Origin of the sequence: Pseudoalteromonas sp. SG43-1 (assembly GCF_014164415.1) — a bacterium.
GTDB lineage: Bacteria > Pseudomonadota > Gammaproteobacteria > Enterobacterales > Alteromonadaceae > Pseudoalteromonas > Pseudoalteromonas distincta.
Map to the genome: position 1 here is coordinate 1 of NZ_JACJFD010000035.1, position 24967 is coordinate 24967.

Consider the following 24967-nt stretch of genomic DNA (forward strand, 5'->3'; position numbering starts at 1 on the left):
TTTTGACTTGTTCAATGAGTGTATTCATTACTTACCTCCAAATATGGGATAACCCCAAGGTAAGTGTGGCTCAAATGGTCAGAATAGGATCTCCGCGTAGCGGCTTAGTTCAACAATTTAATAGTGCGCTCATCGCGCATATTTCTGCCGACGTCACGCTCATTTTTCTGAATGATATAGTTTTAACAAATAGTTTAAGGTATTACTATTACTAAGTTTCTGAAACTTTAAAGAAAAGATAAATAGAACAATATGCGCTCAGCGCTCATTTTCATGAATATATGCGCAAAGAGCAGCCTTACCAATCAATTCACGACGATATTTGGCCAATCTCAATGACCGCTTATCGCTCATTGTTGCCTGTCAGGTTAAGTCTAGTGAAATAGATTGCATTGCATAGTTAAAGTTTTTATATTGTTCGGCAATATTTTATTTGGTGCTAATAAAGCACTGCGTGCAAAGGAAAGCATGTGAATTATAAAAAAATGTACTACCCAGTTAAGGCGCTTGCTGTTTTATCTTTAGTTGCTGTTGCTATTAAGTACTGGATGCCAACTGAAATTGGCTTTGCGTTTATACTGTTGCCTTATTTGCTTCTATATTTTTTAGCTAACGCTAAAAACTATAAAAATAAACGGCTCATTTTTATTAGAATTATAGCTGCATTACTTACTATTACTTTAGCGGCAGTACTTGTCTTTGGTATTGAACCTGACCCTCAAGCTGGGATTGGTATTATGTTTTTGCTGATAATGCAGCTAGCTGCAATTAGTGCCTCTGAATTTATTATATTATTCTTTTATATTGATAATGATTAAAAAGCAAACTGCTCATTTACAGTTATTACTGTTTAGTTGCTTTGTGGTTTGAACTTAGTAAAGACTAAGCTCTTCTGTAATCTAATTTTAAAGTTAAAAAAACCTAAAAGCGGTTACCCACTTTTAGGTTTTTTAATGTACTAGTATTTAAGGCTAAATTAGCTATTGATCATAATACATTTGATATTCACAAATTCGCGCATACCAAAGCCGCCGTGCTCTCGGCCGTAGCCACTTTCTTTAACACCACCAAACGGTAGGTTAGGTTGTGCTAAACCGTAGCCGTTAATATTGATCATGCCTGTGTCAAAGTGCTTTTTAGCTAGTTCAATGGCTTTTTTCTCATCTTTAGAGAAAATACCGCCGCCTAAACCGTAGCGAGAGTCGTTAGCGATGCGCATTGCATCGTCGTTGTCTTTGGCTTTAATAAGCGAAGCTACTGGGCCAAATAATTCGTCGTCATAGGCTGGCATACCAGGGGCTAAGTTATCTAGTAGAGTAGGTGGGTAGTAGTAGCCCGTTTGCGAAGGTATTTCGCCGCCCGTTACTATGTTTGCACCTGCTTTAACTGATTCCATTACTTGGTCGTGAATCCCGTCGCGTAAGTCTTCACGTGCCATTGGACCTAAGTCTGTGTCGTCTGCCATTGGGTCGCCCATTTTCATGGCTTCAAATTGCTCTTTAATTTGCGCTTTAAAGTCATCGTAAAGTGACTCTACAACAACGAAACGTTTAGCTGAAACACACGTTTCACCGTTATTGATCATGCGCCCGGTTACACAGGTTTTAACTGCAAGCTCTAGGTCTGCGTCATCAAGTACCAAGTAAGCGTCGTTACTACCAAGCTCTAACACTGTTTTCTTAACGTATTTACCTGCTTCTTCTGCTACTTTTTTACCTGTCGCATCACTACCGGTAAAGGTTACGCCGCTAATTGCTTTGTGCGAAATTAAAGAACTGGCTGTTTTGCCGTCGATAAGTAGATTGTTAAAGCAATACTCTGGGAAACCAGCTTGTTTAAATAGCTCTTCTATTTTTTCAGCCATGCCAAATACATTACCAGCATGCTTTAATACGGTTGTGTTACCCGCCATGATGTTAGCAGCACTGTAGCGAATTACCTGATAAAGCGGAAAGTTCCATGGTTGAATGCCTAATAGTACACCTGTTGGTTGGTAGCTGATAATTGCGCGGCCGCCGTCCATATCACGTTCTTCGTCAGCAAGTACTTGTGGGCCTTGTTCGGCTGTATAACGACAAATTCCTGCACATAGTTCAACTTCTTGAAAGCCTTGCTCGTAAACTTTACCCATTTCTTCGGTCATGAGTTTTGCAATAGCTTCTTTTTGATCTTCAAAGAGTGAGGCTAACTTATTAAGGTATTTTGCACGTTCAGTGAATGACGTTAATCGCCATTTTAAATATGTTTCGTGAGATTTTTCGATTACCTGTTCTGCTTCCTTTTGAGAAAGTAGTGTATAGGTTTCAATGGTTTGCTCAGTTGCGGGATTAATCGTTTTAACTGTGTTACTCATTTCTATCTCCTTACAAATTTAGTTATTTAAAAGGTGCAAGGCTAGAGCCAGTTTTTATAAAAAGTTGATTTTGTTTTTATCCATCTGATTTTATTAAGTAAATTTATATTTTTGCTGAAGGAGGATTTTTTAAATATAAAAATTGAGGTGCTCGAGGCAGTAAAATATTCTGGGCGTTGCAAAATTTACAACACCCTCTGGGGCAAATACAGAGCTTTATATTAGCTCCTTTGCAATGCGCTTTAATAAGTAAGTTTCTCGTAAAATAGAAAGCCCTTGTTTTTCACTGTTAGCAATGGTGCGCTCGTTATGTGCAATTGCGTCGTTAATATCAACCCATTTAGCTGTCATGCCATTTTGCTGCTCGTAATGCTCTAACTGCGCTTTGCCAAACTCGTCGGCTATACTGCATACAAAGCAATACGATTTAATATGAATAATATCAAAATCGTCCTTATACCAAGGGCGATACTCTTCATAGAGTCCAAAAGCTTCAACTACACTTATTTGTTGTGCACCGGTTTCCTCGCTTAGTTCGCGAATTAAGCCTTGCTCAATACTTTCGCCGTCATCTACTCCACCGCCGGGTAGGCTGTAGTCTTCATAACGGTTTGTATACATTAAAAGTATTTTATTATTTTTAATTACAATGGCGCGAGCTGTTAAGCGTGTAAATTGAGTACCTTGGTCAATATTAATACCTGAATGTATTAAGGTTTTTAATTGCTGCATTTCGTCTCCTTTTTTAGGTTTTTAATAATAATAGTTGCTACCATTCTATAAATAGAAACGATTTTAATTATTAATCATAATTTGTGATCGATTTTTTTCAGCATACGTAAATGTTAGGTTGGTAACATTAATAGCATTTAATCGCTTAAGTTTATTTTAAAAATTAGATTCTGGGCGCACCTTTAAATTAATATCAAGGATGCGTAGAATAAGAAAAAAGCATAGGGATTTATCATGTTAGACATACTTTTAGTAGATGACGACGTTGAATTTAGTGACGTTGTTTGCCACATAGTCGAATTCCTCGGCCACAATATAAGCACAGCTACCAGTTTAAAAGAAGCACATCAATGGTTTGAAAATAATGCCTTTGATCATGTGCTGCTTGATTTTATGCTGCCTGATGGTAGCGGTTTGCACTTACTTGATCACTTAAAAACGATTGGGCAATCTCCAAAAATTACACTTATTTCGGGCCATCCTTCAGTTAAAGGTATTTTAGCTGATATGTGTGAGCCAAATGTAGGGCATTTATTAAAACCATTACAACGTGAAGATTTAGAACTCGTTTTAAATGGCCCTAAAAAAGCAGTTAAAAAAGCAAAGTCGAGCGGTATTGTACGCCACTTTGGCGGTTTAATTGGTGAATCTGAGCCAATGCAAAAGCTTTACAACATGATTGAACGCGTAGCTAAAACAAATGCTAACGTGATGCTTATGGGTGAAAGTGGTGCAGGTAAAGAAGTAGTGGCTCAAGCTATTCATAACGCAAGCCAGTGCGAAGGGCCATTAGTTGCTAGCAACTGTGGCGCACTTTCAAAAGAGTTAATTGGTAGTGAGTTATTTGGCCACGAAAAAGGCGCATTTACAGGCGCAATTGCACGTAAAGAAGGTGTATTTGAGCAATCAAATAACGGTACTTTGTTTTTAGATGAAGTAACTGAAATGCCAATTGATATGCAGCCAAATTTACTGCGAGTGCTTGAAACTAAAAAGGTAACACGCGTAGGTGGTAACAGAGAAATACCAACCAATTGCCGTGTTATTTCAGCTACTAACCGCTCGCTTACCGATTTGGCACAAAATAATGTTATTCGTGAAGATATTTACTTTAGGTTGGCTGTTTTTCCTATTGATATACCGCCACTTCGCGATAGAAAAGAAGATGTACCTTTATTAGCGAAAGCCTTTTTAGATCAACTTAATGACGAAAACGGCACTGCCTTTAGTTGGACTGCCGCACAGCTCAAAGAGCTGCAAAGCTATGAATGGCCGGGTAATGTGCGAGAGCTCCGCCATGCTATACACCGTGCATTTATTATGAGCGACCCACAAACCAGCGACATCATTTTACCTGATAACTTAGAGTCACCCTTTTCGCGCGTTAATAATCAAGCTGCCGAAAAGCCTGTATCAGCAGGGCAAACAATTGAAGAAGTTGAAAAAGAACTTATTCATGCAACGCTTGATAAGGTGCAAGGTAATAAAACGCTTGCTGCACAAATGCTTGGTATTAGTACTAAAACACTTTATAACCGCCTTAATGCATATGGCGGTATTGGCGAATATAAATAGATTTGAGGAAGGGCATGACATCCGATAACCAAACAGAGCAACTCAATAAATTAGTACACGATGCAAGAGGGCCGCTAAATCGTATTTCGATGAATGCTGAGCTGATTAAATTGGTACTTGAAAACGATATGCCAAAAGAAAAAGCGTTAGATGCACTTGATAAAATTATCAATAATTGCCAACAGTGCAGCGAAAGTTTGCAAAAAATATCAGACTCTCAATAAATATTAAGTGTTGTATAAACTTTAATTCGGGAAGCTAAATGAGCAAGAAAAAACAGCAAGGTAAAGCGAATATCACTTGGGCAACATTTATGGTGGTTGTGCTAGGTATTATTGTGGGCAACGCATTTTTAGCATTGAATACGATTCAAGGCTTAACACAAACCCAAAAAAGTTTAGACAACACTAGCATGCTAACCACTGCAATTGAGAAGCTGCATCTATCCATAGTGCAGGCTGAGTCTGGGCAGCGTGGTTATTTATTGACAGAAGAGACTGACTATTTAACGCCGTACTACGATGCTGTAGGCCAAATTGAAGCGCAAACAGATCATGTCAAGTCGCTTCACTCTGAGATTGACGGTCAAGCTGAGCGTATAGCCCAGTTGTTAGTTCTTGTAGATAGTAAAATTAAAGAATTAAAACAAACTGTAAACCTTGCGCTAGATGACAAAGAAAGACGTGCGTTGTATGTATTAAATACGCATAAAGGAAGAAAGCTTTATAAGCAAATTAGAGAGTATGTTAATGAAATTCAAGACCGTGAATTACTCTTTAAAGTAAGCCATTTTTCTAAATTAGCACAGATTAAAAATGAAGCTAAAATTACATTCGCTATAACAGCAATAACGAGTGCGTTACTGATTATTGGTATGTTTATTATGACGCGCCTTAATTTAAGAAATGCAGCACAATATCGTTTTGAGCTTGAAAAACAAAACGAAACATTAGCAATGAAGGTTTCTGAGCGGACACAAGAGCTAACATTATATTCAGATGAATTGAGCCGTAGTAACCGAGAGCTTGAAGAGTTTGCTTTTGTAGCAAGCCATGATTTACAAGAACCTCTTAGAAAAATCCAAGCCTTTAGCGACCGTCTTGAAACCATGTTTAAAGATGAATTGGGTGAAAAGGGGATGGATTACATTGGGCGCATGAAAAATGCAGCGCAGCGTATGTCTAACTTGATTAACGACTTATTAGAGTTTTCGCGAATTACAACGCGTGGTAAAGATTTTGATGACACGAATTTAAATGAAGTTGTAGCTGATATATTAAGTGATTTAGAGATTGCGATAAAAGAGTCTGAAGCACAAATTGATGTAGATGATTTACCAGTTATTCAGGCCGATAAAAGCCAAATGCAGCAGCTGTTTTTAAACTTGTTGTCGAACGCTGTTAAATTTAGGCGTCCCGACGTAAACCCACACATAAAAATCAGTTATCAAGATGAAGATATTTTCAGCTCTGATCATAATACTCATTTAAGTTTTCAAGTTATTACCATAGAAGATAACGGTATTGGTTTTTCACAAGAATATGCCGATAAAATATTTGTACCGTTTCAGCGCTTGCATGGACGCTCACAATATAAAGGCACGGGTATTGGCCTTTCTGTATGTAGGCGTATTGTGGAGCGCCACGGCGGAACAATTACAGCCCAAAGTAAAGACGGTGAAGGTGCAACCTTTATTATAAAACTACCTGTGGAAGCTGAGCTTTTCACATTGCAAGGAGAGGCTTAAATGCCCTATTCAAAAGTAAAACCGATTACTATTTTAATGGCAGACGACGATGAAGATGATCGTTTGTTAACACAAGATGCCCTTGCTGAAAGTCGTGTACTTAACGAGCTTCATTTTGTTGAAGATGGCGTTGAGTTGCTTGAGTATTTAGAGCGTAAAGGTAAGTTTGAAGACAAAGCAGTTTCGCCGCGTCCTGGACTTATATTACTTGATTTAAATATGCCTAGAATGGATGGCCGTGAAGCGCTTGAAGCTATAAAAGGAAACCCTAACTTAAAGGGAATTCCGGTTGTTATATTAACTACGTCTAAACAAGAAGAAGACATGGTTAAAGGGTATAACTTAGGTGCTGCATCTTACATTACAAAACCAGTAACGTTTGATGGTTTGGTTGATTTGATGAAAACGCTAGGAAAATACTGGGTAGAATTTGTAGAGCTACCGACAACATTTAACGATTAATGGAGATTGTATGTTAGATAAAGTGACTCAGTTGCTGCTTGTAGAAGACGATGAAGATGATTACATACTCACCTGCGACTATCTGGACCAATTGGATTCACACACGTTTAACATTCAATGGATAAGCTCTCCAGAGCAGGCAATTGCAACGCTTAGTAAAAATGAGCACGACATTTGCCTGCTTGATTACCGCTTGGGTGCATCGAATGGTTTAGATGTATTAAAAGAAGCAATTGCCAATGGCTTTAGCGGTCCCATTATTATGCTTACCGGGCAGTCAAACGACGAGTTAGACTCGGCGGCGCTTGATGCCGGTGCAGTAGATTACTTAATTAAAACAGAAATGAGTTCGAGCCGCTTTGCGCGTGCTATTCGTTATGCTTTGGCACGTAAAGATGTTGAAGGCGAGAGAGTAGAACGCTTAAAAGCTGAAGCCGAAAACCGTTCAAAAGATCGATTTTTAGCTCATTTGAGCCATGAGTTACGTACTCCTCTATCGTCTATTTTAGGCTACACCGAACTGTTAATGCAGAGCGATTTTAGTCAGCAAGCTGAAAATGAATTGGGTGTTATTTATCGAAATGGTAAACACTTATTGAGCTTGTTAAACGACGTGCTCGACTTATCTAAAATAGCTGCCGATAAACTTGAACTTACCCTAAGCGAAGTTAACCTTGATAGCATGCTTGCCGATGTATACACGCTAATGCGCGTATCGGTGCTTGATAAGGGCCTTACGCTGCGCTTTGAATCACATCAGCCATTACCTTTGGTTGCACGACTGGATGCAACAAGAGTTCGTCAAATTTTAATAAATCTAATAAACAATGCGGTTAAATTTACCGATAAAGGCGAAATTGTTGTTAATGCGTGGACGCAATGGGTTGATGATCGCGAAATGCTATTTTTTAGCATTAAAGATTCAGGTATGGGCATTGCCCCTGAAAAACAAGAACTTATATTTAAGCCATTTGAACAAATAGCCGATGTAGAATCACGCTCTGTAGGTGGCGCAGGCTTAGGTTTGGCAATATGTGCTGAATTGTTAGCGCGTATGCACGGTGATATTAGTTTGCACTCTGAAATAGGCAAAGGTTCTACATTTACGATTTCGGTATATCCAGGTGATATTAGCGAAGTAGAACGACAAGTACTTAATTTTAGTAGTGCCCCACAATTACAAAGTAAATCGGCTCCATGCAAAGTGCATGGGCGAGTGTTAGTGGTTGATGATTTACGTGATTTACGCATGCTAGTTGGTCATATGATCAGTACCTGTGGTGCGCGCGTAGATTATGCCGAACATGGCCAGCAAGCACTTGAAAAAGTACGCATAGCAGATGCGTATAAAGCGCCTTACGATATTATTTTTATTGATATTCATATGCCTGTAATGGGCGGCAAGGAAGCCACCATAGAGCTTAGAAAAATGGGCTACAAAGGCCCAATAATTGCGCTCACTGCCGCTACGATGAAAGGCATACATGAGGAGCTTGCTGCACTTGGTTTTAACGATGTAATACCAAAGCCTGTTGATAGCGCGGCTTTATATCAATGTTTGCAAGATTACTTGGTAGCGCCAGAGCATGCACCGCAAGCTAAAGATATAAATTGTAGTAATGGCTTAACCGAGAAAAAGCAGCGCTTTTTACTTGTGGAAGACGATCATGATGCAGCGCAAATTACGCAACTACTTTTAGAAAGTTTAGGCGTTGAAACCGTCATTGCGTCTAGCTGCGCACAATGTTTGCAAATACTTAATCACGACCAGCAATTTAATAAGGTATTGTTAGATATGCATTTACCTGATGGTCGTGGCGTTGACTTAGGCCAGCAAATTAATGAACGATACCCTGAATTACGTTTAGTGATTGTAAGTGGCGCAGAGCCAGATCCAAGAGAAATAAAAGATTTAAATATTGACCGAGTTTTACTTAAACCTATTAATTTGAGCTTACTTGAAACGCTTATTAGCTAGGGCCTGTTTATCTTTCGAGGTTAAATTTGCAGCAGTTTATTTGGTATTTAGGCAAGGCTGAGTCTATGTAGTGTGGTTATTCCCCATAAATAGGCGATAACGTAGCACAAATGCCAAATATGCGCTGCCCGAAGGGTTCTGTCCAGGGGCTATTTACTTTTTGTTGCTCGGTTTTTACTTATTCTTACAGGGATGTAAGTCAGTAGAATAACGCAGGAGCAGTTATCGAGCCCACTAGGTTACAAATCTCGCGCCGCGATTAAATAGCCCCTAGATTGAACAAACTTTAATCCTGAAAGGTCAACAGGTCCAATAACTGAGACATTATTTATATGCATTCAATAAAGTTAGTATCTGAAGAATTAACACCATCAAAAGTAGTGTGTGTTGGTCGTAATTATACCGCACACATTGCAGAGCTAAATAACGAAACGCCAGATCAAATGGTTTTATTTAATAAGCCAAATAGCGCAATTACTAATACGTTATTTGCAGCTCACAACGGCGATACGCTGCATTATGAAACCGAGCTATGTTTTGTAGTTAAAGATAAAAAATTTGCAGGTGTTGGACTCGGCCTTGATTTAACTAAGCGTACTGCGCAAAGTAAATTAAAAAATAAAGGGCTTCCATGGGAGCGCGCTAAAGCGTTCGACGGCTCTGTAATTTTAACTGATTTTGTAGCGCTAACTGATGCAATGAAGCACTTTACCTTTGAACTTAAAATTAATAATGAAGTGATTCAGCGAGGTGATACTCATTTTATGCTGCACAACCCTGACTCAATTTTACAAGAAATTAGTGAATTTATGAGCTTAGAAGACGGTGATGTAATAATGACAGGTACACCGTCGGGCGTAGGTGAGGTAACAGCTAAAAGTATTTTTGCAGTGGCGCTTTATGCTAATGATCAGTGTTTGCTTGAGCATCAGTGGCAAGTAAGTAAAAATTAATGACTTGCTGTTGGTAGTGTTTATCAAAGTCAGTAAAGGTGGTTTTAAGCCAATTATGCTGACTTTGTTGATACTCAGGCGATTGAAGTACATTATTTTTTAATGCGCGGTTAATTTTTTTAAGGGCTTGCTCTGCAAAATTATTAGGTGCTTTAGCCGCACAGCCTATTGCTCCTCTTATAAATTGAATGTCATTTTCTGCAATTGGCACACTTTCTATATTCGTATACTCCCCTTGTTTATTAAAGTAATCAGCCATAAACGGGTAATCAATTGAGTAGTCTAAAAAGCCGTGACTCAAGCGTGCTATAACAGCCTGACTTTCATTTTCGCTACTCCAACTTAACGAAGACTCTTTATCTCGTTTTGTATTTTCAATAATTGTATTAATTTTAGTTGTAAATTTACGTGCAGCCGCTTGCCCGTATACATATTGCGGGTCGGTTAATAAATTAATAAGGTGAATAGGCGAGCCGTGCTTTTCTTCTAATTGCGGCTTTAGCTCTTTAGTCGTGATAATTGAAAATGGGGGATATACCGTTGTTGGATTTGAGTAGTTAAGTTGTTGGTTATTATTTTTTTTATAAATAACACACGGAAAACATACATTTTTCCCTTCATTTAAATATTTATTTATACGCTGCTGAGGAACAATTAAGCGAGTATGTTTTACATCAGTTATGGTTCTAATGAGTTGCTCGGTTAGGTTGTCGCAAATACCGCCTTGTGGTGCGCTTTCACTTTTAGCTATATGAAAAGGGGGCGTGTAACTTTGCAGCCAAATAATCTCTTCTAGAGGTTGTACTTTTTGCTCAACGGCGTGCGCGTTGAATACAATTAATAAGCAAAATGCATAGTATCCGTTTTTCAGCATTGATAAGTGTTCGTTGAATTAAGAAAACTTAATAAAAGTATAGTGTTGGTTGTAGTAGGGTCAAATATTTTAGTTTAAAAGCAACCTCATTCAAGGCTGCTTTTAACTCATACATGCTTAATAAGGCATCGGATGGTTTCTAAATATGGTGTTAATCTCACTAAGAATTTCGTCGTTTAGCGTTATGCTAAATGCGTCTATATCTTCCTTTAGTTGAGCTATAGATGTTGCCCCAATAATTGAAGAAGTTACGCCATCTACTTGGTTACACCATGCTAAGGCTAGTTGTGCTGGAGTAATATTGTTTGCATGAGCGAGCTCAACATACTGCTTAGTTGCTTGCTCTGCATTGGGTGTATCTCTAAAAATACCGTTACGCTGCATGAAGGTCCAACGAGAACCTTCTGGGCGAGCACCGTTTAGGTATTTACCCGTTAATAAACCGGCTGCTAAAGGCGACCACGGTAAGTAGGCAATATCTTCGTGTACACATTGTTCTATTAAATACGGCCAGTCTTTAGCGTGCGCTAAGCTAAACTCATTTTGAATAGATACCATACGCGGTAAGTTATGCTCTTTGGCCAAACTTAAAAACTGGCTTATACCCCATGGCGTATCGTCAGATAAACCGCAGTGTTTAATTTTACCTGCTTTAACACATGCATTAAGGCCTTCTAGAATATCAAGCATACTAGCTTGTTGCTCTTGTGTATTTACGTCGGTAAATTTAAGAGTGCCGGGCCATTGTCTGCCAAAGTGAGGGGTAGAGCGGTTTGGCCAATGTAGTTGATATAAATCAATGTAGTCTGTTTGAAGTCGCTTAAGTGAATCATCCACGGCTTCTATTACTGTTTGGCGAGTAATATTGCCGCCATCACGTACCCACGACAATCCATTGCCTGCAATTTTTGTAGCTAGTACCACATCGCTGCGTTTTTGTTTATTACGCGATAGCCAGTCGCCAATAATCTCCTCGGTTTTACCATAGGTCTCTGGCGAAGGAGGCACAGCATACATTTCGGCTGTATCAATAAAGTTTACGCCTTGCTCTAGCGCGTAGGCTATTTGTTCATCAGCGTCGCTTTGAGTATTTTGTTTACCCCAAGTCATACTCCCTAGGCACACTCGAGATACGTTTACGCCACTGCTACCTAGTGGGTTGTATTGCATAAAAATTCCTTAACTAAATTAGTTTTGAGCATGGCTGATTAAAGCCGATAAAAGAGGCTCGGAGATTGGGGCTTTTTGCCCTGTAGTAAAATCAAACATTACAACTTTAGATGCACCCGTAGTCGTTATTGCTTTTTGCGCATGGCTGTAAACGGTGTAGTTCATGGTAAAGCGATCTGTTTTAAGATCTGTAATTGTAACGCCTACAGTGAGTGTGTCGGGAAAAGTTACTGGGCGTTTATAGCGAACGTTATTTTCGCTTATTACTGGGCCCACACCGTTTGGGCTTATTGTGTCGAACAGATTTATTTTATTTAAAAAGTCGATTCGGGCTATTTCAAAGTAACGTAAATACACTACATTATTTACGTGTTGTAGCGCATCCATATCAGCCCATGCTACGGTGATATCGGTATGAATAGGGTGCTGATCTTTAAACGTTTGCATTATTTATTGGCCCTTGATTTTAAAGTACTTAGATTATCAACATGGTGTTACGAGCTCAAGGTAATTAATGGCATGTTTTTTTTATAAGATGATTGTACCTGTTTAATTTTAGGTCTACAGTTAAATTACACAGACACACAAAAACACACACAAAGGTAATAATATGCAGAATATAATTAATTGGTCCTTAGCTTGTTTGGTTTTTATAGCCTCTTTTACCTGTTACGCGATGGGGAATGAATCTGGCGCTATCATTTTAATGTTGGCAGGATTTTTATTTGAGGTTATGTATTGGCTACGTGGTTATAAGAGAACGGAGGACAATAAACACTTTTTTTAATAGTTAACTAGGGCCTGTTGACCTTTCAGGATTAAAATTTGTTCAATCTAGGGGCTATTTAATCGCGGCGCGAGGTTTGTGACCTAGTGGGCTAAGTAAAAACCGAGCAACAAAGAGTAAATTGCCCCTAGGCAGAACCCTTCGGGCAGCGTATGTTTGGCATTTGTGCTACGTTATCGCCTATTTATGGGGAATAACCACACTACATAGGCTCTGCCTTGCCTAAATACCAAACATACTGCTGCAAATTTAACCTCGAAAGATAAACAGGCCCTAGGCTTGCTTATCACATTTGATTCTATAATAATGACTGTATAAATAACCAGTTATTATTGTGGTGATGAAGAAGTTTATTCACATAGACATGGATTGCTTTTATGCAGCAGTAGAAATGCGAGATAATCCAAAACTTGCATGTGTACCGCTTGCTATTGGAGGCAATAGCCGACGAGGCGTGCTCTCAACCGCTAACTATATAGCTAGAGAGTATGGCGTGCGATCGGCTATGTCGAACTATCATGCTAAACAATTATGCCCCGATTTAGTTATTGTCCCAGGGCGCATGGCTGTATATAAAGAAGCTTCAAACCAAATACGTGAAGTATTTAGCCGCTATACAAACTTAATTGAACCCCTTTCTTTAGACGAAGCCTACCTAGATGTAACAGACAGCACCGCTTGTAAAGGCAGTGCCACACTTATTGCACAGCAAATAAGAGCCGATATTTACAATGCTACAGGGCTCACTGCATCAGCAGGTATCGCACCGATTAAATTTATTGCCAAAATAGCCAGTGACGAAAATAAACCGAATGGTCAATTTGTTGTTTTGCCTGATGAGGTTGATGACTTCTTAGCGCAATTACCGCTGGGGAAAATTCCAGGAGTGGGCAAAGTAACGCTCGAAAAGCTAAATTTAAAAGGCTTATATACTGGCAAGGATGTACGTGAAAAAGGCGTTAACTGGATGCAGCAACATGTGGGTAATTTTGGTGTGTCGCTTTATCAAAAATGTGCAGGTGAGTATGTTGGTAAAGTATCCACAGATCGTATAAGAAAATCGCTGAGTGTTGAACATACCTACGAGTACAACAAAACAAGTTTGCAAGAGTGCTTAGATGAGCTGCCAAGGTTGTTAGACGAATTAGTTTTAAGGCTAAATAAACAGCAGTTACAAAACCGTATTAATAAATTGAGTGTTAAGGTGAAGTTTGCAAATTTTGTAGTGACCTCAGCCGATCAGGTATATCACGAGCTAAATACAGAAATATTTGTTCAACTACTTACTAAGGCTTACCAGCGTGGGCTTCAACAGCCTGTAAGATTACTTGGCATAGGCGTTGGCATTAAAAACGAGCCAGAGCAAAACTTCCAACTTAGTATTCTCGATTAAGCTGTAAAGCCTGTAACTCCAAGTTGCCATTTATTGATAGGTTATGTGATTAGCTCATCGCTCCTTGCTGGTCTTCGATATTTAAATCGACGATAATAGGGGCTTATGTTTTCTAACAGGACCTTATTTATGGCATACCCTCAAGCGGTTAGTGCAAGCCTTGAATGCACATCTCATGATGCGCTTATTATTATTAGTAATGATTTTTCTCAGTTACCAAATAACTCATTACGTGATGCTATTTTAGCTCAAGCAAACGTAGATTCTCGCATCGGTAAGCAAGTTACTTTATTAGTAATTGAAAACAAGCGCGTTGTACTTGCGCCAACCGGTCCGTTAAATAGAGATTACGATGACGTGCGTCGTTATTTTGATGCTGCTAAATTAGCAATTAACGAAGCAAAAGCGTCGGGCAGTGTTAACCCTGCATTATTTTTAACAAATTTAAATGGCGATAGCCGTTATCAGCATGCTTTAGAAGTTGCTTATTTAGGCGCTTGCCAAGCCTTATGGCAGCCATTAGAAGCGCGTGAATATCACGGTGAAAGCATTGAACCAATTACACAGATTGGTTTAGTTGGCGCAAGCGAGCAAACTATTAAAGCTGTTAATGCAATTGCAGCTGGCCAATATGCAGCGCGTGACCTGTGTGGCACTGAACCTGAGCGTATGGCTCCCCCACGTTTTGCTGATTACTGCGTTGAATTGTTTAAAGGCTCAAACATTGCAGTTGACGTAATTGATGATGTTGCAGCTATTGATAAAAACTACCCAATGCTAAGTACAGTTGCTCGCGCATCGTATGCAGTTGAGCGCCATCACCCACGTGTTGTCAAGCTTGAATATGTACCAGAGGGCGAAATTACTCGCACACTTATGTTTGTAGGTAAGGGCCTTGTATACGATACAGGCGGTGCAGATTTAAAAGTAGGCGGCCATATGGCAGGCATGAGCCGTGATAAAGGCGGCGCAGCTTCTGTTGCGGGCTTTATGAAAGCCGTTGCTGATTATCAGCCTAAAGGCGTTAAAGTGGTCTCGTACTTAGCTGTTGTTCGTAACTCTATTGGCTCAGATTGTTTTGTGCCAGATGAAATTATTACTAGCCGTGAAGGTGTTCGTGTACGTATTGGTAATACCGATGCAGAAGGGCGTTTAGCAATGGGCGACCTGCTTAGCGAAATGAAAGATTTAGCTAAAGGTGAGGTTAATCCAACGTTATTTACTGTAGCTACATTAACGGGTCATGCAGCTCGCGCAATGGGTCCTTACGGTGCGTATGTTGAAAATGGTCCAGCTCGTAGTGCTGGTGTTTCACGTCAAATAGCTGACCTTGGAGATTTGTGGGCCGATGGCGCTGAAGTATCGCGTTCACGCCGTGAAGACTACGACTTTATTAAACCACGTACGCTAGCTGACGATGTTTTATCTAGCAATAACGCAGCATCTGCCGTTACTGCTCGTGGACATCAGTTCCCTATGGCGTTTATGGCTATTGTTGGTGGGCTTGATAAGCACGGTAACGACTCTGCACAGCCTCTACCTTATGTTCATATGGATATAGCAGGTAGCGGTGTTGAAGGCGGTGATTGGCAGCATGGTAAGCCAACAGCTGCATCAGTAACGAGCTTGTTTGCACGTTATTGTTTGTAAGCTAAAAACTTACATGTAATAAAAAAGCCCTGTTAATTCAGGGCTTTTGCATTTTATGAGAACGCTATCGATTAATCTAATTTAAAACGATTAACTACGCTCGAAAGACCTTCGCTACTTTGTTTGAGGTTATCACTGGCATCGGTAAGCTGCTTAGTATTATTTAATGATTGCTCAGTTGATTGAGATAGCTCATTAATACGCAAATTAACCTCGTCGGCAGCTTGCGTTTGTTGCTCTGTGGCACGTGCTATTTGGCTGTTCATTTCGGTAATAATTGAAACAAGTCGTTCTATTTCATTAAGTGAAGTATTGGCTGATGACGCCTGCTCTACGGTAGAAACTGAAAGTGCTTGGCTTGATTTAACTGCTTCTACTGCTGCTTTTGCACCTTCTTGTAGTTTAGTGATCATGGTTTGAATTTCGTCAGTACTTTGCCCTGTACGACTGGCCAGTGTTCTTACTTCATCTGCAACAACAGCAAATCCTCGACCATGCTCTCCTGCGCGAGCTGCTTCAATGGCAGCGTTTAATGCCAGTAAGTTTGTCTGTTCTGATATGCTTCTTATTACATCAAGCACAGAGCCTATATTATGGCTCTCGTTGGCTAAATCTTCTGTTACACGGCTGACTGTTTCAATGTTGCTTGAGAGTGTTTCTATTGCTGTAATTGTTTGCGCAACCACATTTTTACCCGTTGATGCATTTTGTGCTGCATCCTTAGCTGCTTGCTCTGCGGCTTCAGCGTTACGGCTCACATCGTGTATTTGGTGAGTCATTTGCTCCATGGCAGCTGCAACTTGGGTTGAACTATCGTTTTGAAGCTCAATAAATGAGTGGCTTGTCCTACTTGAGTCGTCAACTGTATGCGCATGTTCGCTTACATCGTTTGCACTTTGTGCTACATGAACAAGTGACTCTCGCATTTTTAGAGCAAATAAATTAAATGAACGTGATAGTTCAGATATTTCATCATTACCGGATTCATTTAATTTACGGGTTAAATCGCCTTCGCCTTGAGAAATGTCTTTCATCATATCGGCTGCTAAGCGAGTCGGTATTAAAATACTCTTACCTATAAAGTAACTAAGTAAAATAACAGCAATAATCATAATTATTGCACTGATGACTATAAGGTTACGTTGCTCGCTAAATGCTTCTTCAATTGAATCAAGGTAAACACCCGAGCCAATAATCCACTGCCATTGATTAAAACCTTTAACAAATGCGATTTTTTCAACCGGTTTATCTTTACCTGGTTTTGGCCATTTATAAGGGATAAATCCCTCGCCAGAGCGTTTAACTATATTTACCATATCAACAAACAATGCTTTGCCGTCAGGGTCCTTGTTATTAGTTAAATCTTTTCCATCAAGCGCAGGTTTTATAGGGTGCATAACCATTGTTGGCTGGTAATTGTTAATCCAAAAGTAATTGGTTTTGTCGTAGCGCAGTGCTTTTATTGCATTAAGTGCTTGTGATTGAGCTTGTTGTTGAGTGAGAGTGTTATCTTGTTCAAGCGCATAATAGTGCTCGATTATACTGTACGCCGTTTCTACTACATTTTGTGTTTTTATGTATTGCTCGTCTTTTAGCGAACTATATTGATGAGTTAGGCTCGATATACTAAGTATTATTAGTCCAAATACAACGATGGCTATTAACAGTGAAAAACGCTGGGATATACTAAAACTTCGTAGATTAGGCATACATTTATCCTCAAAAAGTGTGCGCTTTAGCGCATAGAATAAGCGTAGCTAAAAAAAGAGTTTAATCTAGGCTTAACGCCTATTAATGCAAAAAAAAGGCTGATTTATCAATCAGCCTTTAGTCTGTTATTACTTTACTTGCTTATTTAACGTCAAAATGGCGATTAAAGAAGTTTGTAATTGTTTGATGTAAGTGTGTTTGCACTTGTTTACCGCGTAGGCTGTGCTTAGAGCCTGGGTAGGTCATCATTTCAAACTGCTTTTCGTTATCTTGCAGTTGTTTAAACAACTTAGTTGAATGCGTAAACAATACGTTGTCATCAGCCATTCCATGGTAAATCATTAATGGGCCTTTTAAGCCATCAGCATATGGAAATACTGCGCTGTCTTCATAGCCTTTAGCATTTGTATCGGGGTGACCTAAATAACGCTCTGTGTAATGTGTATCGTATAGAGCCCAATCGGTTACTGGAGCACCTGATACGCCGGCTTGAAAGTAATCGCCCGCTTTAAACATAGTCATAAGCGCCATGTAGCCGCCGTAGCTGTGGCCATAAACACCGATGCGTTGTGGATCAACGTAATCAAGTGTACGTAAAAACTCTACGCCTTTAATTTGATCGGCAACTTCAACCACACCTAAATGTTTATAAATAGCATCTTCAAACTTTTTACCACGGTTGTACGAACCACGGTTATCCAGTTGAAAAATTACATAACCTTGTTGCGCCATGTACTGAAAGTACAAGTTTTTACTGCGCCAGCTATTTGTCACTCGTTGAGCATGCGGGCCGCCGTATACGTTAACAATAACAGGGTGCTTTTTGCCATCAGCAATGGTGCTGGGCTTAAATAAACGGTAATGCATAACTTGACCATCATCGGCTTTAATTGTACCGTATTCTGGTTTTGTTAAGTCGCTTAAATAAGGAGTAAGCGGATGGTTACTATCAAGCTTATTTTCTTCAAGCCAGGTAATGAATTCACCGTTTACTTTACGAAGCGCTGCTGAGTTTGGTTTATTATCAGACGAGCTATTATCGATAAAGGTTTTATTATCTTTTGCTAGCACAACATTGTGGTACTGACCTTTTTCGGTAATACGTTTGGCATCGCCTTTTTTAAATAAAGGCGCGCTGTATAAATGGCTTTCAAGCGGTGTATCTTTTCGACCGGCAAAGTAAACAATGCCTTTTTTCTCATCAATACCTTTTAAGCTATCAACAGCCCAGTCACCTGAGGTGATTTGACGAACAAGTTGACCGTTTGTACGATACAGATATAAATGTTTAAAGCCGTCGCGCTCAGATGCCCATACAAAGTGTTTTTTGTCTTTTAAAAACTCAAGATCAAAATGTAGGTTTATCCACGTTTCGCTGTTTTCGGTCAGCGCTACTTTTTGGGCTTTAGTTTCGCTGTTATAAAAACGCAGTTCTAATTTATGTTGCGAGCGATTTTGCCATTGGTACGACAGTGTATTGCTGTCTTTTAGCCATTTAGCGCGTGCAATGTAAATGTCTTCATCTTTACCTAAATCAATCCAATCTACTTTTTGGTCGTTTAGCTTAACGACACCAAGTTGAATTTTAACATTATCGGTACCTGTAAACGGGTAGCGCTGGTTAAATAATTTAACTTCATCAGCGTAAATTTCGTTACGGATAGCTTCTTTTACAGGGGTTTCGTCAACGCGGGTATAGGCAATTTTAGTTTCATCACCTGACCACCAGTAACCTGTCATACGGCTCATTTCTTCTTGAGCAACAAATTCGGCCATACCATTTTTAATTACGCCGCCGCCATCTTTACTAAGCTGAATCTCTTTACCTGATTCAAGCTCTAAAGCATAAAGGTTTTGCTCTCGAATAAACGATACGTAGTTACCTTTAGGTGAAAAGCGTGCATCGGTTTCAAATGCTTCAGTGTCGGTTAGTTTTTTACTTTTAGCTGAGGCTAAATCGTAATAATAAAGGTCACCATTGAGTGGGAATAAAAGTGCTTTGCCATCTTTAGACCATTTGTATTCAAGTATGCCTTTACCAAAAATACGTTGGCGTTCGCGGCGTGCTTTTTCTTCATCTGATAGGTTTTCTGGGCCTGAAAATAACTTTGCCGAATCAACTAGCACACGGTTGGTGTTATCTTTTAGATTGTATTCCCATAAATCGTAGCGGTTGTAGTCATCGCTTTTGCCTTGTAGGTAAGTTACACGGCTGCCGTCAGGCGAAAATTTAAGTTGTACAGGTGATTTACCAGAAAGGCTCGGATCGTCAAAAATTCGCTCCAGCGATAAAGGTTTTGCTTGAACACTAATAGCGCCAACCATTAACGGTATAGCTAGTGAGAGGTGTTTTATTTTTTTTAGCACAAGGTTGCCTTAGCTTATTATAAATATTGCTTTGATGGTAAAGCCAAGCGTGTGCAACTGCAACTAAATGCTATAAAGTGGCGATTATCAAAGACAAAGTAGGACATAGCAATGACTCACCCTGAATTTAAACTAGCGCCAGAACTTAAACGCGACTGTATAGAACTTGCCGATTGGCCATTGTGTAAAGTACTTTTATTGAACGACAGCTTGTATCCGTGGTTTGTATTAGTGCCTAGGCAGGCTAACTTAAAAGAGATAATTGATTTATCTGAGGATGATCAAATTGTGTATTTAAAAGAGTCAGCCAAGCTAAGTAAATTATTAATGGATGTATTTAAACCTGATAAATTAAACATAGCGGCTTTAGGTAATATGGTGCCGCAGTTGCATATTCATCATATTGCGCGTTTTACGAGTGATGCTGCATGGCCTGCGCCAATATGGGGTAAACACCCAGCAGTGCCTTATACAGATCTACAAATCACAGAGCTAAAAAAAGCGCTGCAGTTATAAGCTGCAACGCTTTTTTAGGGTTTAACTAAACTTATTTAAGCCCTAGTATTTCCTTACCTTGCTTAAATGTTACATCTACAGGGATATTAGCTTTACTTAGTTTTTCTAAGTCTTTAGCAAGTTCTTCTTTAATGTCGCCATGCGTTGCAATTAGTTGATCTACTTTTTCGTAATCGCCATCACCTTGCAGAGTTAAAATTAAGCGAGAAAGCTTGGCCATTGCAATGCTCATTTTTTCCATATTAACGCGGTATAAGCCTTCTTCATTTTTAGAAAAAGCACCTTCTTGAGCAAAAAAGTTAAAGCGGATCATATTTGCTTTACCATGCGCGCTTGATGCGCCAAAACGAACTGAGCGGAATATACCTGCCATGAAGGTCGTGTAATAATCTTCAATAGTGCCTTCAGTAATTTCGCCTTTTTTAAGTAACTGTTCAATCATGTATAGACCTAAAATATCGGCTTTACCTTCTTCAAGTGCACTTGCGTGTTCTTGTAGTGATTGACGAACAGTACCTTTACCTGTGATTGTATTTTTAATACCTAAACCGTGAGCCACTTCATGGAACATCGTATTGGCAAAAAATGCATCAAAAGTAATGTGTTTACGCTGCTCTGGTACAATTAACTGCTCTGAAATTGGTACTAAAATTTTATCAAATTTAGCACGCATTGCGTTTTTAAGTTGCAGACGACGAGTTCCTTTTTCTAGCTGTACTTGCTCATCGTTTGGTAAGTTAATTGCTATTGTTTTACTTCCCGCGTTTGAATGCCCAGCGTAGTAAACAACATCATATGCATTTAGGTCGGCGTCAGAGCCTGGTACTTCTTGTTTGTACTTAGCATCTACAGGTAAGCCTTTTTGAAGCTCAGGTAAAAATGCTGCAAATTTAGCTAAGCGTTCGCTCCATTTTAAATCTTTAATAAGTACGTAAGATTCATAAGCTGCGCGGTAACCAAATAATTGATCTTCATAAGTTTCAATTGGACCAATAACCACATCTACTGGGTTATTTTTCATATCCATCCAAGCAAAGTCAGATACTTGAAAGTCATCTTTTTGTAGAGCATCGGCACGCAAGTTTAGATAGTTAGCAAATTCTTTATCGTCAGCAAGTTTGCTTGCTTCACGTAAAATATCAGCGGCTTTTGCAAGCTCATCAGCGTATTCTTTTGAATAAGGCACGCTGTAAAGCTTACCTTGCTCATCACGCTTAATTACAGAATAAAGCCCTGTTTTATCTTCAACGTCTGCATTGTTTAACTCTTCTTTGGTTATATCAGCAGGGTAAAACTGTGCGCCAAGAGGTTTTTCTTTATAGCTGGATAAAAATGCTTCATCACCATTTAAACGATCCCATGGACCATAGTTAATATCAGCAAATTTACGTACTTTTTCATCGTTTAGTTTTGCTAAAAAAGCATCTTTATTTTCACCAAATGCTTGCTTCCAAAATAACTCATCCATTATTTTTGAAGCGTCAATAAGCTTTGCAACCATTGCTCGTTGATTATCGCTTAAGTGCAATAAATCACTTTGTAAGCTAAAGTCGGTGTAAATATCTAAACGTTGTTTATCTGCATTAATAAGCTTAGGGCCTGACTGTGCACTGCTTTTTTGAGCAAGCTCTACGGCTGTGTTGTCGGTAGAAGACGGCGCTTGTTCAGAACATGCGCTAAGAAAAACAACACCAGAGAGCATAATTGCTTGGCTAATTTTATTTAAGATCATTATATTGCCTGTTAAAAAGTAAGTTTAATAATTTGTACTGCTTTAGTTAAAATATTAAGTATGTACAAACGCTTCCTTATTGTGAGTGCATTAAAGCAAAACTAAATGGTAAATAGCAAGTATTTGGCGTTGTAAGGCAAGCATGAGCGGTAAAGCATTATAAATAAAAATAAACTTCTATAATTTTCTTAACTTTATCGGTAAGTTAGACAATACTAATTATATTACTAATACGAAAATTAACTGCCTGAGTTTGCAGTTACTTTACAGGCTGAACACAAAAGGATGGCAGCTTTATGTCTACAGAAAACGCTTTATTAACGATTCTAGTCGATAGAATAAATAACGATACGTTGGTTTTACCAACGCTACCTGAAGTAGCGATTAAGGTTCGCCAAGCTGCAGATAACCCAGATGTGAATTTAATCCAAATGTCAGATGTAATCTCACAAGATCCAGCGCTTTCAGCTCGTATGATAAAAGTAGCTAATAGTGCGATTATGGGACGTTCTGTAAAAGTATCTAATTTACAACAAGCAGTGACTCGTATTGGATTACGTCAAATTAAAAACATTGCTACAGCTATGGCTATGGAACAATTATTTGTATCAAATAATGAGCTAATTAAAGGCTACATGGGTAAGGCATGGCAAAAAACATTAACTGTTGCTAGCCATTCAATATCACTCATGGAATTTTATTTAAAAAATAGTAAGCACACGTCACTAAATCGTGATTCTATTACACTCGCCGCACTTGTTTATAATATTGGTGTATTACCAATTTTAACCGAAGCTGAGCGCCACCCAGAGGTATTTGCTAATCCAAGCTTTTTGGCTCATGCAATTCAAAAGCTGAGTGGAAAAATTGGCTCATCTATTATGCAAGCGTGGGAATTCCCTAAAGAGTTTGTTGATGTAGCTCAGAGCTGGGCTGACCCAAGTTACAAACCTGAAAAAGTTAGTTACGTGGATTTTATTCGAGTAGGGGCTATTTTAGAGGGCACGTTACAAGTTTCTGATAAGTCTGCAGCGCTGCAAACGTATATAGACAAAGGCGTTATACCGTCTATGCAATTATTCACAAGTGATGAGTACAACGACATGCTAAAAGATGTGAAAAACATGTTTAGCTAAAAGTGCCTTCCTACACAACCAAAAAGGGTTAACTTGCGTTAACCCTTTTTTAGTTTTATTTTTCGGTGGTATTTTCTGTCTTAGTTTTTTCGTATCGCTTTATTCCTGCTACCCATGTTTGCAGTACGTTTGTTTTGTAGATCTCCTCAAGAGGCACTTTAAAGTAGTCTTTATCAATTAAAATAAAGTCGGCCCATTTACCTTTTTCTAAACTACCTACCTTAAATTCTTGATGAGCTGCATAGGCGCCGCCAAGAGTAAATGCACGTAATGCATCTTCGCGGCTTAGTACTTCACTTGCACGCCAGCCGTTTTCCGGTAGTTTGTTATGATCCATGCGTGTAATGGCTGAATACAAACCATCAAATGGATTTGCAAGCTCTACAGGGTAATCAGAGCCCGCTGCAACAACCGAACCTTGCTGTAAAAATGTTTGCCACGCGTAGGCGCCGCTTAGTTGTTTTTCAGTTAAACGCTGCTCTGCCATATGCATATCAGAAGTGGCATGTACCGGCTGCATTGAAGGGATTATTTTTAACGCTTTAAAGCGAGGGATATCATCAGGGGTTACAATTTGGGCGTGCTCTATTCGGTTTCGCAGTAATATACCGCCCGTTTTTTTAAACACATTTTGATAGGCATCAAGTACTACTTTATTTGCTTTGTCGCCAATGGCGTGAGTATTTGCGCTAAAGCCGCTTTTAAAGCTTTGTGTAAAGAGTGCTTCGAGTTTCTCTTGTGTTTCAAGCATTAAACCATGGTGACCAGGTCTGTCTGCATATTCTTCAATAAGTGCTGCACCACGAGAGCCCAGTGCGCCATCGGCGTAAACTTTAACACTGCGAATTTCCATAAAGTCATTTTTGTCGTGGTACCGGCCTGCCTTTAACATTGTGTCTAAATCAGGGCTTGCACCACTTAACATTGCCACAATACGCAGTGGTAAATTACCAAGGTCGCCGCGCTCTTTGTAAACCTCCCATGTGGTTTTATCAATACCTGCATCGTGAGTAGAGGTAATGCCTAAACTTAATAAATGTTTACCAGCTGCATCTAGTGAGTCACTTATATCTTGTTTTGAAGGGGCTGGCATATGCTGTGTAATTAGCGATTCTGCTTTGTCTACAAAAATACCCGTAGGGTTGCCAAATTCGTCTTTAATTATCTCACCGCCTTCAGGTGCTTTTGTTTGGGCGGTAATACCTGCAAGTTCGAGCGCTTTTGAATTAACCCAAATGGCATGGCTATCAACTCGAGAAAGCACCACAGGTCGATCGTTAACTACTTTGTCTAAATCTTTAGCCGTAGGAAAGCGTGTATCAGGCCATAGCTCTTGGTTCCAACCTCGCCCTATAATCCAACCTTGTTTGTTATCGGCAAATACTTTTAGTTTATTCGTTACTTCATCAACCGATTTTGCACCGCGTACATCAAGTTGCGATAAATTATCGCCAAGGCCAATAACGTGCCCATGAGCATCAATTAAGCCTGGTAATAAGGTATTACCGTGCGCGTCAATTAGCTTGGCATCTGGGTAGCTATCTTTAAGTGTATCGCTACCTAGTTTTACTACCTTGCCATTTTTAATAACGAGGGTAGTAAACTGCTGTACTTCACCTTGATATAAAGGGGTATAACCGTTGGCATTATAAATTACTTTTGTTTGTGCAAGAGTGTAACTAGAACTAGCGCAAAGGCTGGCTAGTATGAGTGGTTTGATTATTTTTTTGAGCGACATGGTTACTTAATTTTTATTGTTAATTTACTTACATTAACAAACTTGATTTTATAATACCAATGAATTGATAGGCCTCATTATAAGGTTTTTCTCT

20 protein-coding genes are annotated in these 24967 nt (G+C 39.3%); 11 read left to right on the forward strand and 9 right to left on the reverse strand.

Annotated features, from left to right (window positions below):
* Positions 1-470 precede the first annotated feature (470 nt).
* A complete protein-coding gene (locus H5159_RS18780) occupies positions 471-818 on the forward strand; it encodes a hypothetical protein (RefSeq protein WP_182737394.1) in 348 nt (115 codons plus the stop codon).
* A gap of 158 nt (positions 819-976) precedes the next feature.
* Here H5159_RS18780 and H5159_RS18785 read toward each other — a convergent pair whose 3' ends face one another.
* Positions 977-2353 (reverse strand): NAD-dependent succinate-semialdehyde dehydrogenase, encoded by a 1377-nt coding sequence (locus H5159_RS18785; RefSeq protein ID WP_182720831.1) that lies wholly within the window; start codon positions 2351-2353, stop codon positions 977-979.
* A gap of 216 nt (positions 2354-2569) precedes the next feature.
* Complete coding sequence (locus H5159_RS18790; protein WP_182716784.1) at positions 2570-3085, reverse strand: NUDIX hydrolase; 516 nt, start codon at positions 3083-3085, stop codon at positions 2570-2572.
* 234 nt (positions 3086-3319) lie between these two features.
* Here H5159_RS18790 and H5159_RS18795 point away from each other — a divergent pair, with 234 nt between their 5' ends.
* The 6 genes from H5159_RS18795 to H5159_RS18820 all read left to right on the forward strand — a co-directional run bounded on the left by H5159_RS18795 (position 3320) and on the right by H5159_RS18820 (position 9800).
* On the forward strand, positions 3320-4660 hold the full coding sequence (locus tag H5159_RS18795) for a sigma-54 dependent transcriptional regulator (protein ID WP_039485084.1): 1341 nt from the start codon (positions 3320-3322) through the stop codon (positions 4658-4660).
* A gap of 14 nt (positions 4661-4674) precedes the next feature.
* Positions 4675-4884 (forward strand): histidine kinase, encoded by a 210-nt coding sequence (locus H5159_RS18800; protein ID WP_039485081.1) that lies wholly within the window; start codon positions 4675-4677, stop codon positions 4882-4884.
* A 38-nt stretch (positions 4885-4922) separates the two neighbouring features.
* Positions 4923-6407, forward strand: coding sequence for an ATP-binding protein (locus H5159_RS18805; protein ID WP_154903470.1), 1485 nt, complete (start codon positions 4923-4925; stop codon positions 6405-6407).
* Complete coding sequence (locus H5159_RS18810) at positions 6408-6869, forward strand: response regulator (protein WP_039485075.1); 462 nt, start codon at positions 6408-6410, stop codon at positions 6867-6869. It begins immediately after the preceding gene.
* 10 nt (positions 6870-6879) lie between these two features.
* Positions 6880-8847, forward strand: coding sequence for a hybrid sensor histidine kinase/response regulator (locus H5159_RS18815; RefSeq protein ID WP_039485072.1), 1968 nt, complete (start codon positions 6880-6882; stop codon positions 8845-8847).
* A 332-nt stretch (positions 8848-9179) separates the two neighbouring features.
* Complete coding sequence (locus H5159_RS18820) at positions 9180-9800, forward strand: fumarylacetoacetate hydrolase family protein (protein WP_182711480.1); 621 nt, start codon at positions 9180-9182, stop codon at positions 9798-9800.
* Here the strand turns inward: H5159_RS18820 and H5159_RS18825 are convergent.
* The 3 genes from H5159_RS18825 to H5159_RS18835 form a co-directional block, all read right to left on the reverse strand.
* Complete coding sequence (locus H5159_RS18825; RefSeq protein WP_149602191.1) at positions 9751-10674, reverse strand: ABC transporter substrate-binding protein; 924 nt, start codon at positions 10672-10674, stop codon at positions 9751-9753. The genes H5159_RS18820 and H5159_RS18825 overlap by 50 nt on opposite strands.
* 117 nt (positions 10675-10791) lie before the next feature.
* Positions 10792-11844: an aldo/keto reductase gene (locus tag H5159_RS18830; protein WP_182780828.1), complete on the reverse strand. Its 1053-nt coding sequence runs from the start codon at positions 11842-11844 to the stop codon at positions 10792-10794.
* Positions 11845-11862: 18 nt separating this feature from the next.
* Complete coding sequence (locus tag H5159_RS18835) at positions 11863-12291, reverse strand: thioesterase family protein (RefSeq protein ID WP_002958095.1); 429 nt, start codon at positions 12289-12291, stop codon at positions 11863-11865.
* Positions 12292-12971: 680 nt separating this feature from the next.
* On the opposite strand from H5159_RS18835, the gene dinB reads away from it, so the two are divergent.
* Together dinB and H5159_RS18845 are read left to right on the forward strand one after the other, a co-directional pair.
* Positions 12972-14024: a DNA polymerase IV gene (gene dinB, locus H5159_RS18840; RefSeq protein ID WP_182769150.1), complete on the forward strand. Its 1053-nt coding sequence runs from the start codon at positions 12972-12974 to the stop codon at positions 14022-14024.
* A 129-nt stretch (positions 14025-14153) separates the two neighbouring features.
* Positions 14154-15674, forward strand: a complete 1521-nt coding sequence (locus tag H5159_RS18845; RefSeq protein ID WP_182780829.1) for a leucyl aminopeptidase family protein — start codon at positions 14154-14156, stop codon at positions 15672-15674.
* Between the two features lie 71 nt (positions 15675-15745).
* On the opposite strand, the gene H5159_RS18850 is transcribed toward H5159_RS18845, so the two are convergent.
* Together H5159_RS18850 and H5159_RS18855 are read right to left on the reverse strand one after the other, a co-directional pair.
* Positions 15746-17383: a methyl-accepting chemotaxis protein gene (locus H5159_RS18850; RefSeq protein WP_182695734.1), complete on the reverse strand. Its 1638-nt coding sequence runs from the start codon at positions 17381-17383 to the stop codon at positions 15746-15748.
* Positions 17384-17525: 142 nt separating this feature from the next.
* Positions 17526-19751: a S9 family peptidase gene (locus H5159_RS18855; RefSeq protein ID WP_182780830.1), complete on the reverse strand. Its 2226-nt coding sequence runs from the start codon at positions 19749-19751 to the stop codon at positions 17526-17528.
* 111 nt (positions 19752-19862) lie between these two features.
* Between H5159_RS18855 and H5159_RS18860 the strand changes: the two genes are divergently transcribed.
* Entirely contained in the window at positions 19863-20267 is a 405-nt protein-coding gene (locus H5159_RS18860) for an HIT domain-containing protein (RefSeq protein ID WP_165743397.1), read from the forward strand.
* A gap of 31 nt (positions 20268-20298) precedes the next feature.
* On the opposite strand, the gene H5159_RS18865 is transcribed toward H5159_RS18860, so the two are convergent.
* A complete protein-coding gene (locus tag H5159_RS18865) occupies positions 20299-21999 on the reverse strand; it encodes a dipeptidyl-peptidase 3 family protein (protein WP_182747651.1) in 1701 nt (566 codons plus the stop codon).
* Positions 22000-22295: 296 nt separating this feature from the next.
* Between H5159_RS18865 and H5159_RS18870 the strand changes: the two genes are divergently transcribed.
* Entirely contained in the window at positions 22296-23135 is an 840-nt protein-coding gene (locus H5159_RS18870; protein WP_002961652.1) for an HDOD domain-containing protein, read from the forward strand.
* 55 nt (positions 23136-23190) lie between these two features.
* Here the strand turns inward: H5159_RS18870 and H5159_RS18875 are convergent, their stop codons facing one another.
* Positions 23191-24873 carry an amidohydrolase gene (locus tag H5159_RS18875; protein ID WP_182716791.1) on the reverse strand — a complete coding sequence of 561 codons (1683 nt, stop codon included), beginning with the start codon at positions 24871-24873 and terminating at the stop codon, positions 23191-23193.
* Between the last annotated feature and the right edge of the window lie 94 nt (positions 24874-24967).

Coding starts and splice junctions, on each gene's coding strand:
- H5159_RS18820 (WP_182711480.1), top strand. CDS start 9,180: ATGCATTCAATAAAGTTAGTATCTGAAGAATTAACACCATCAAAAGTA.
- H5159_RS18795 (WP_039485084.1), top strand. CDS start 3,320: ATGTTAGACATACTTTTAGTAGATGACGACGTTGAATTTAGTGACGTT.
- H5159_RS18790 (WP_182716784.1), bottom strand. CDS start 3,085: ATGCAGCAATTAAAAACCTTAATACATTCAGGTATTAATATTGACCAA.
- H5159_RS18830 (WP_182780828.1), bottom strand. CDS start 11,844: ATGCAATACAACCCACTAGGTAGCAGTGGCGTAAACGTATCTCGAGTG.
- H5159_RS18860 (WP_165743397.1), top strand. CDS start 19,863: ATGACTCACCCTGAATTTAAACTAGCGCCAGAACTTAAACGCGACTGT.
- H5159_RS18865 (WP_182747651.1), bottom strand. CDS start 21,999: ATGATCTTAAATAAAATTAGCCAAGCAATTATGCTCTCTGGTGTTGTT.
- dinB (WP_182769150.1), top strand. CDS start 12,972: ATGAAGAAGTTTATTCACATAGACATGGATTGCTTTTATGCAGCAGTA.
- H5159_RS18845 (WP_182780829.1), top strand. CDS start 14,154: ATGGCATACCCTCAAGCGGTTAGTGCAAGCCTTGAATGCACATCTCAT.
- H5159_RS18850 (WP_182695734.1), bottom strand. CDS start 17,383: ATGCCTAATCTACGAAGTTTTAGTATATCCCAGCGTTTTTCACTGTTA.
- H5159_RS18825 (WP_149602191.1), bottom strand. CDS start 10,674: ATGCTGAAAAACGGATACTATGCATTTTGCTTATTAATTGTATTCAAC.
- H5159_RS18810 (WP_039485075.1), top strand. CDS start 6,408: ATGCCCTATTCAAAAGTAAAACCGATTACTATTTTAATGGCAGACGAC.
- H5159_RS18815 (WP_039485072.1), top strand. CDS start 6,880: ATGTTAGATAAAGTGACTCAGTTGCTGCTTGTAGAAGACGATGAAGAT.
- H5159_RS18785 (WP_182720831.1), bottom strand. CDS start 2,353: ATGAGTAACACAGTTAAAACGATTAATCCCGCAACTGAGCAAACCATT.
- H5159_RS18800 (WP_039485081.1), top strand. CDS start 4,675: ATGACATCCGATAACCAAACAGAGCAACTCAATAAATTAGTACACGAT.
- H5159_RS18835 (WP_002958095.1), bottom strand. CDS start 12,291: ATGCAAACGTTTAAAGATCAGCACCCTATTCATACCGATATCACCGTA.
- H5159_RS18875 (WP_182716791.1), bottom strand. CDS start 24,873: ATGTCGCTCAAAAAAATAATCAAACCACTCATACTAGCCAGCCTTTGC.
- H5159_RS18805 (WP_154903470.1), top strand. CDS start 4,923: ATGAGCAAGAAAAAACAGCAAGGTAAAGCGAATATCACTTGGGCAACA.
- H5159_RS18870 (WP_002961652.1), top strand. CDS start 22,296: ATGTCTACAGAAAACGCTTTATTAACGATTCTAGTCGATAGAATAAAT.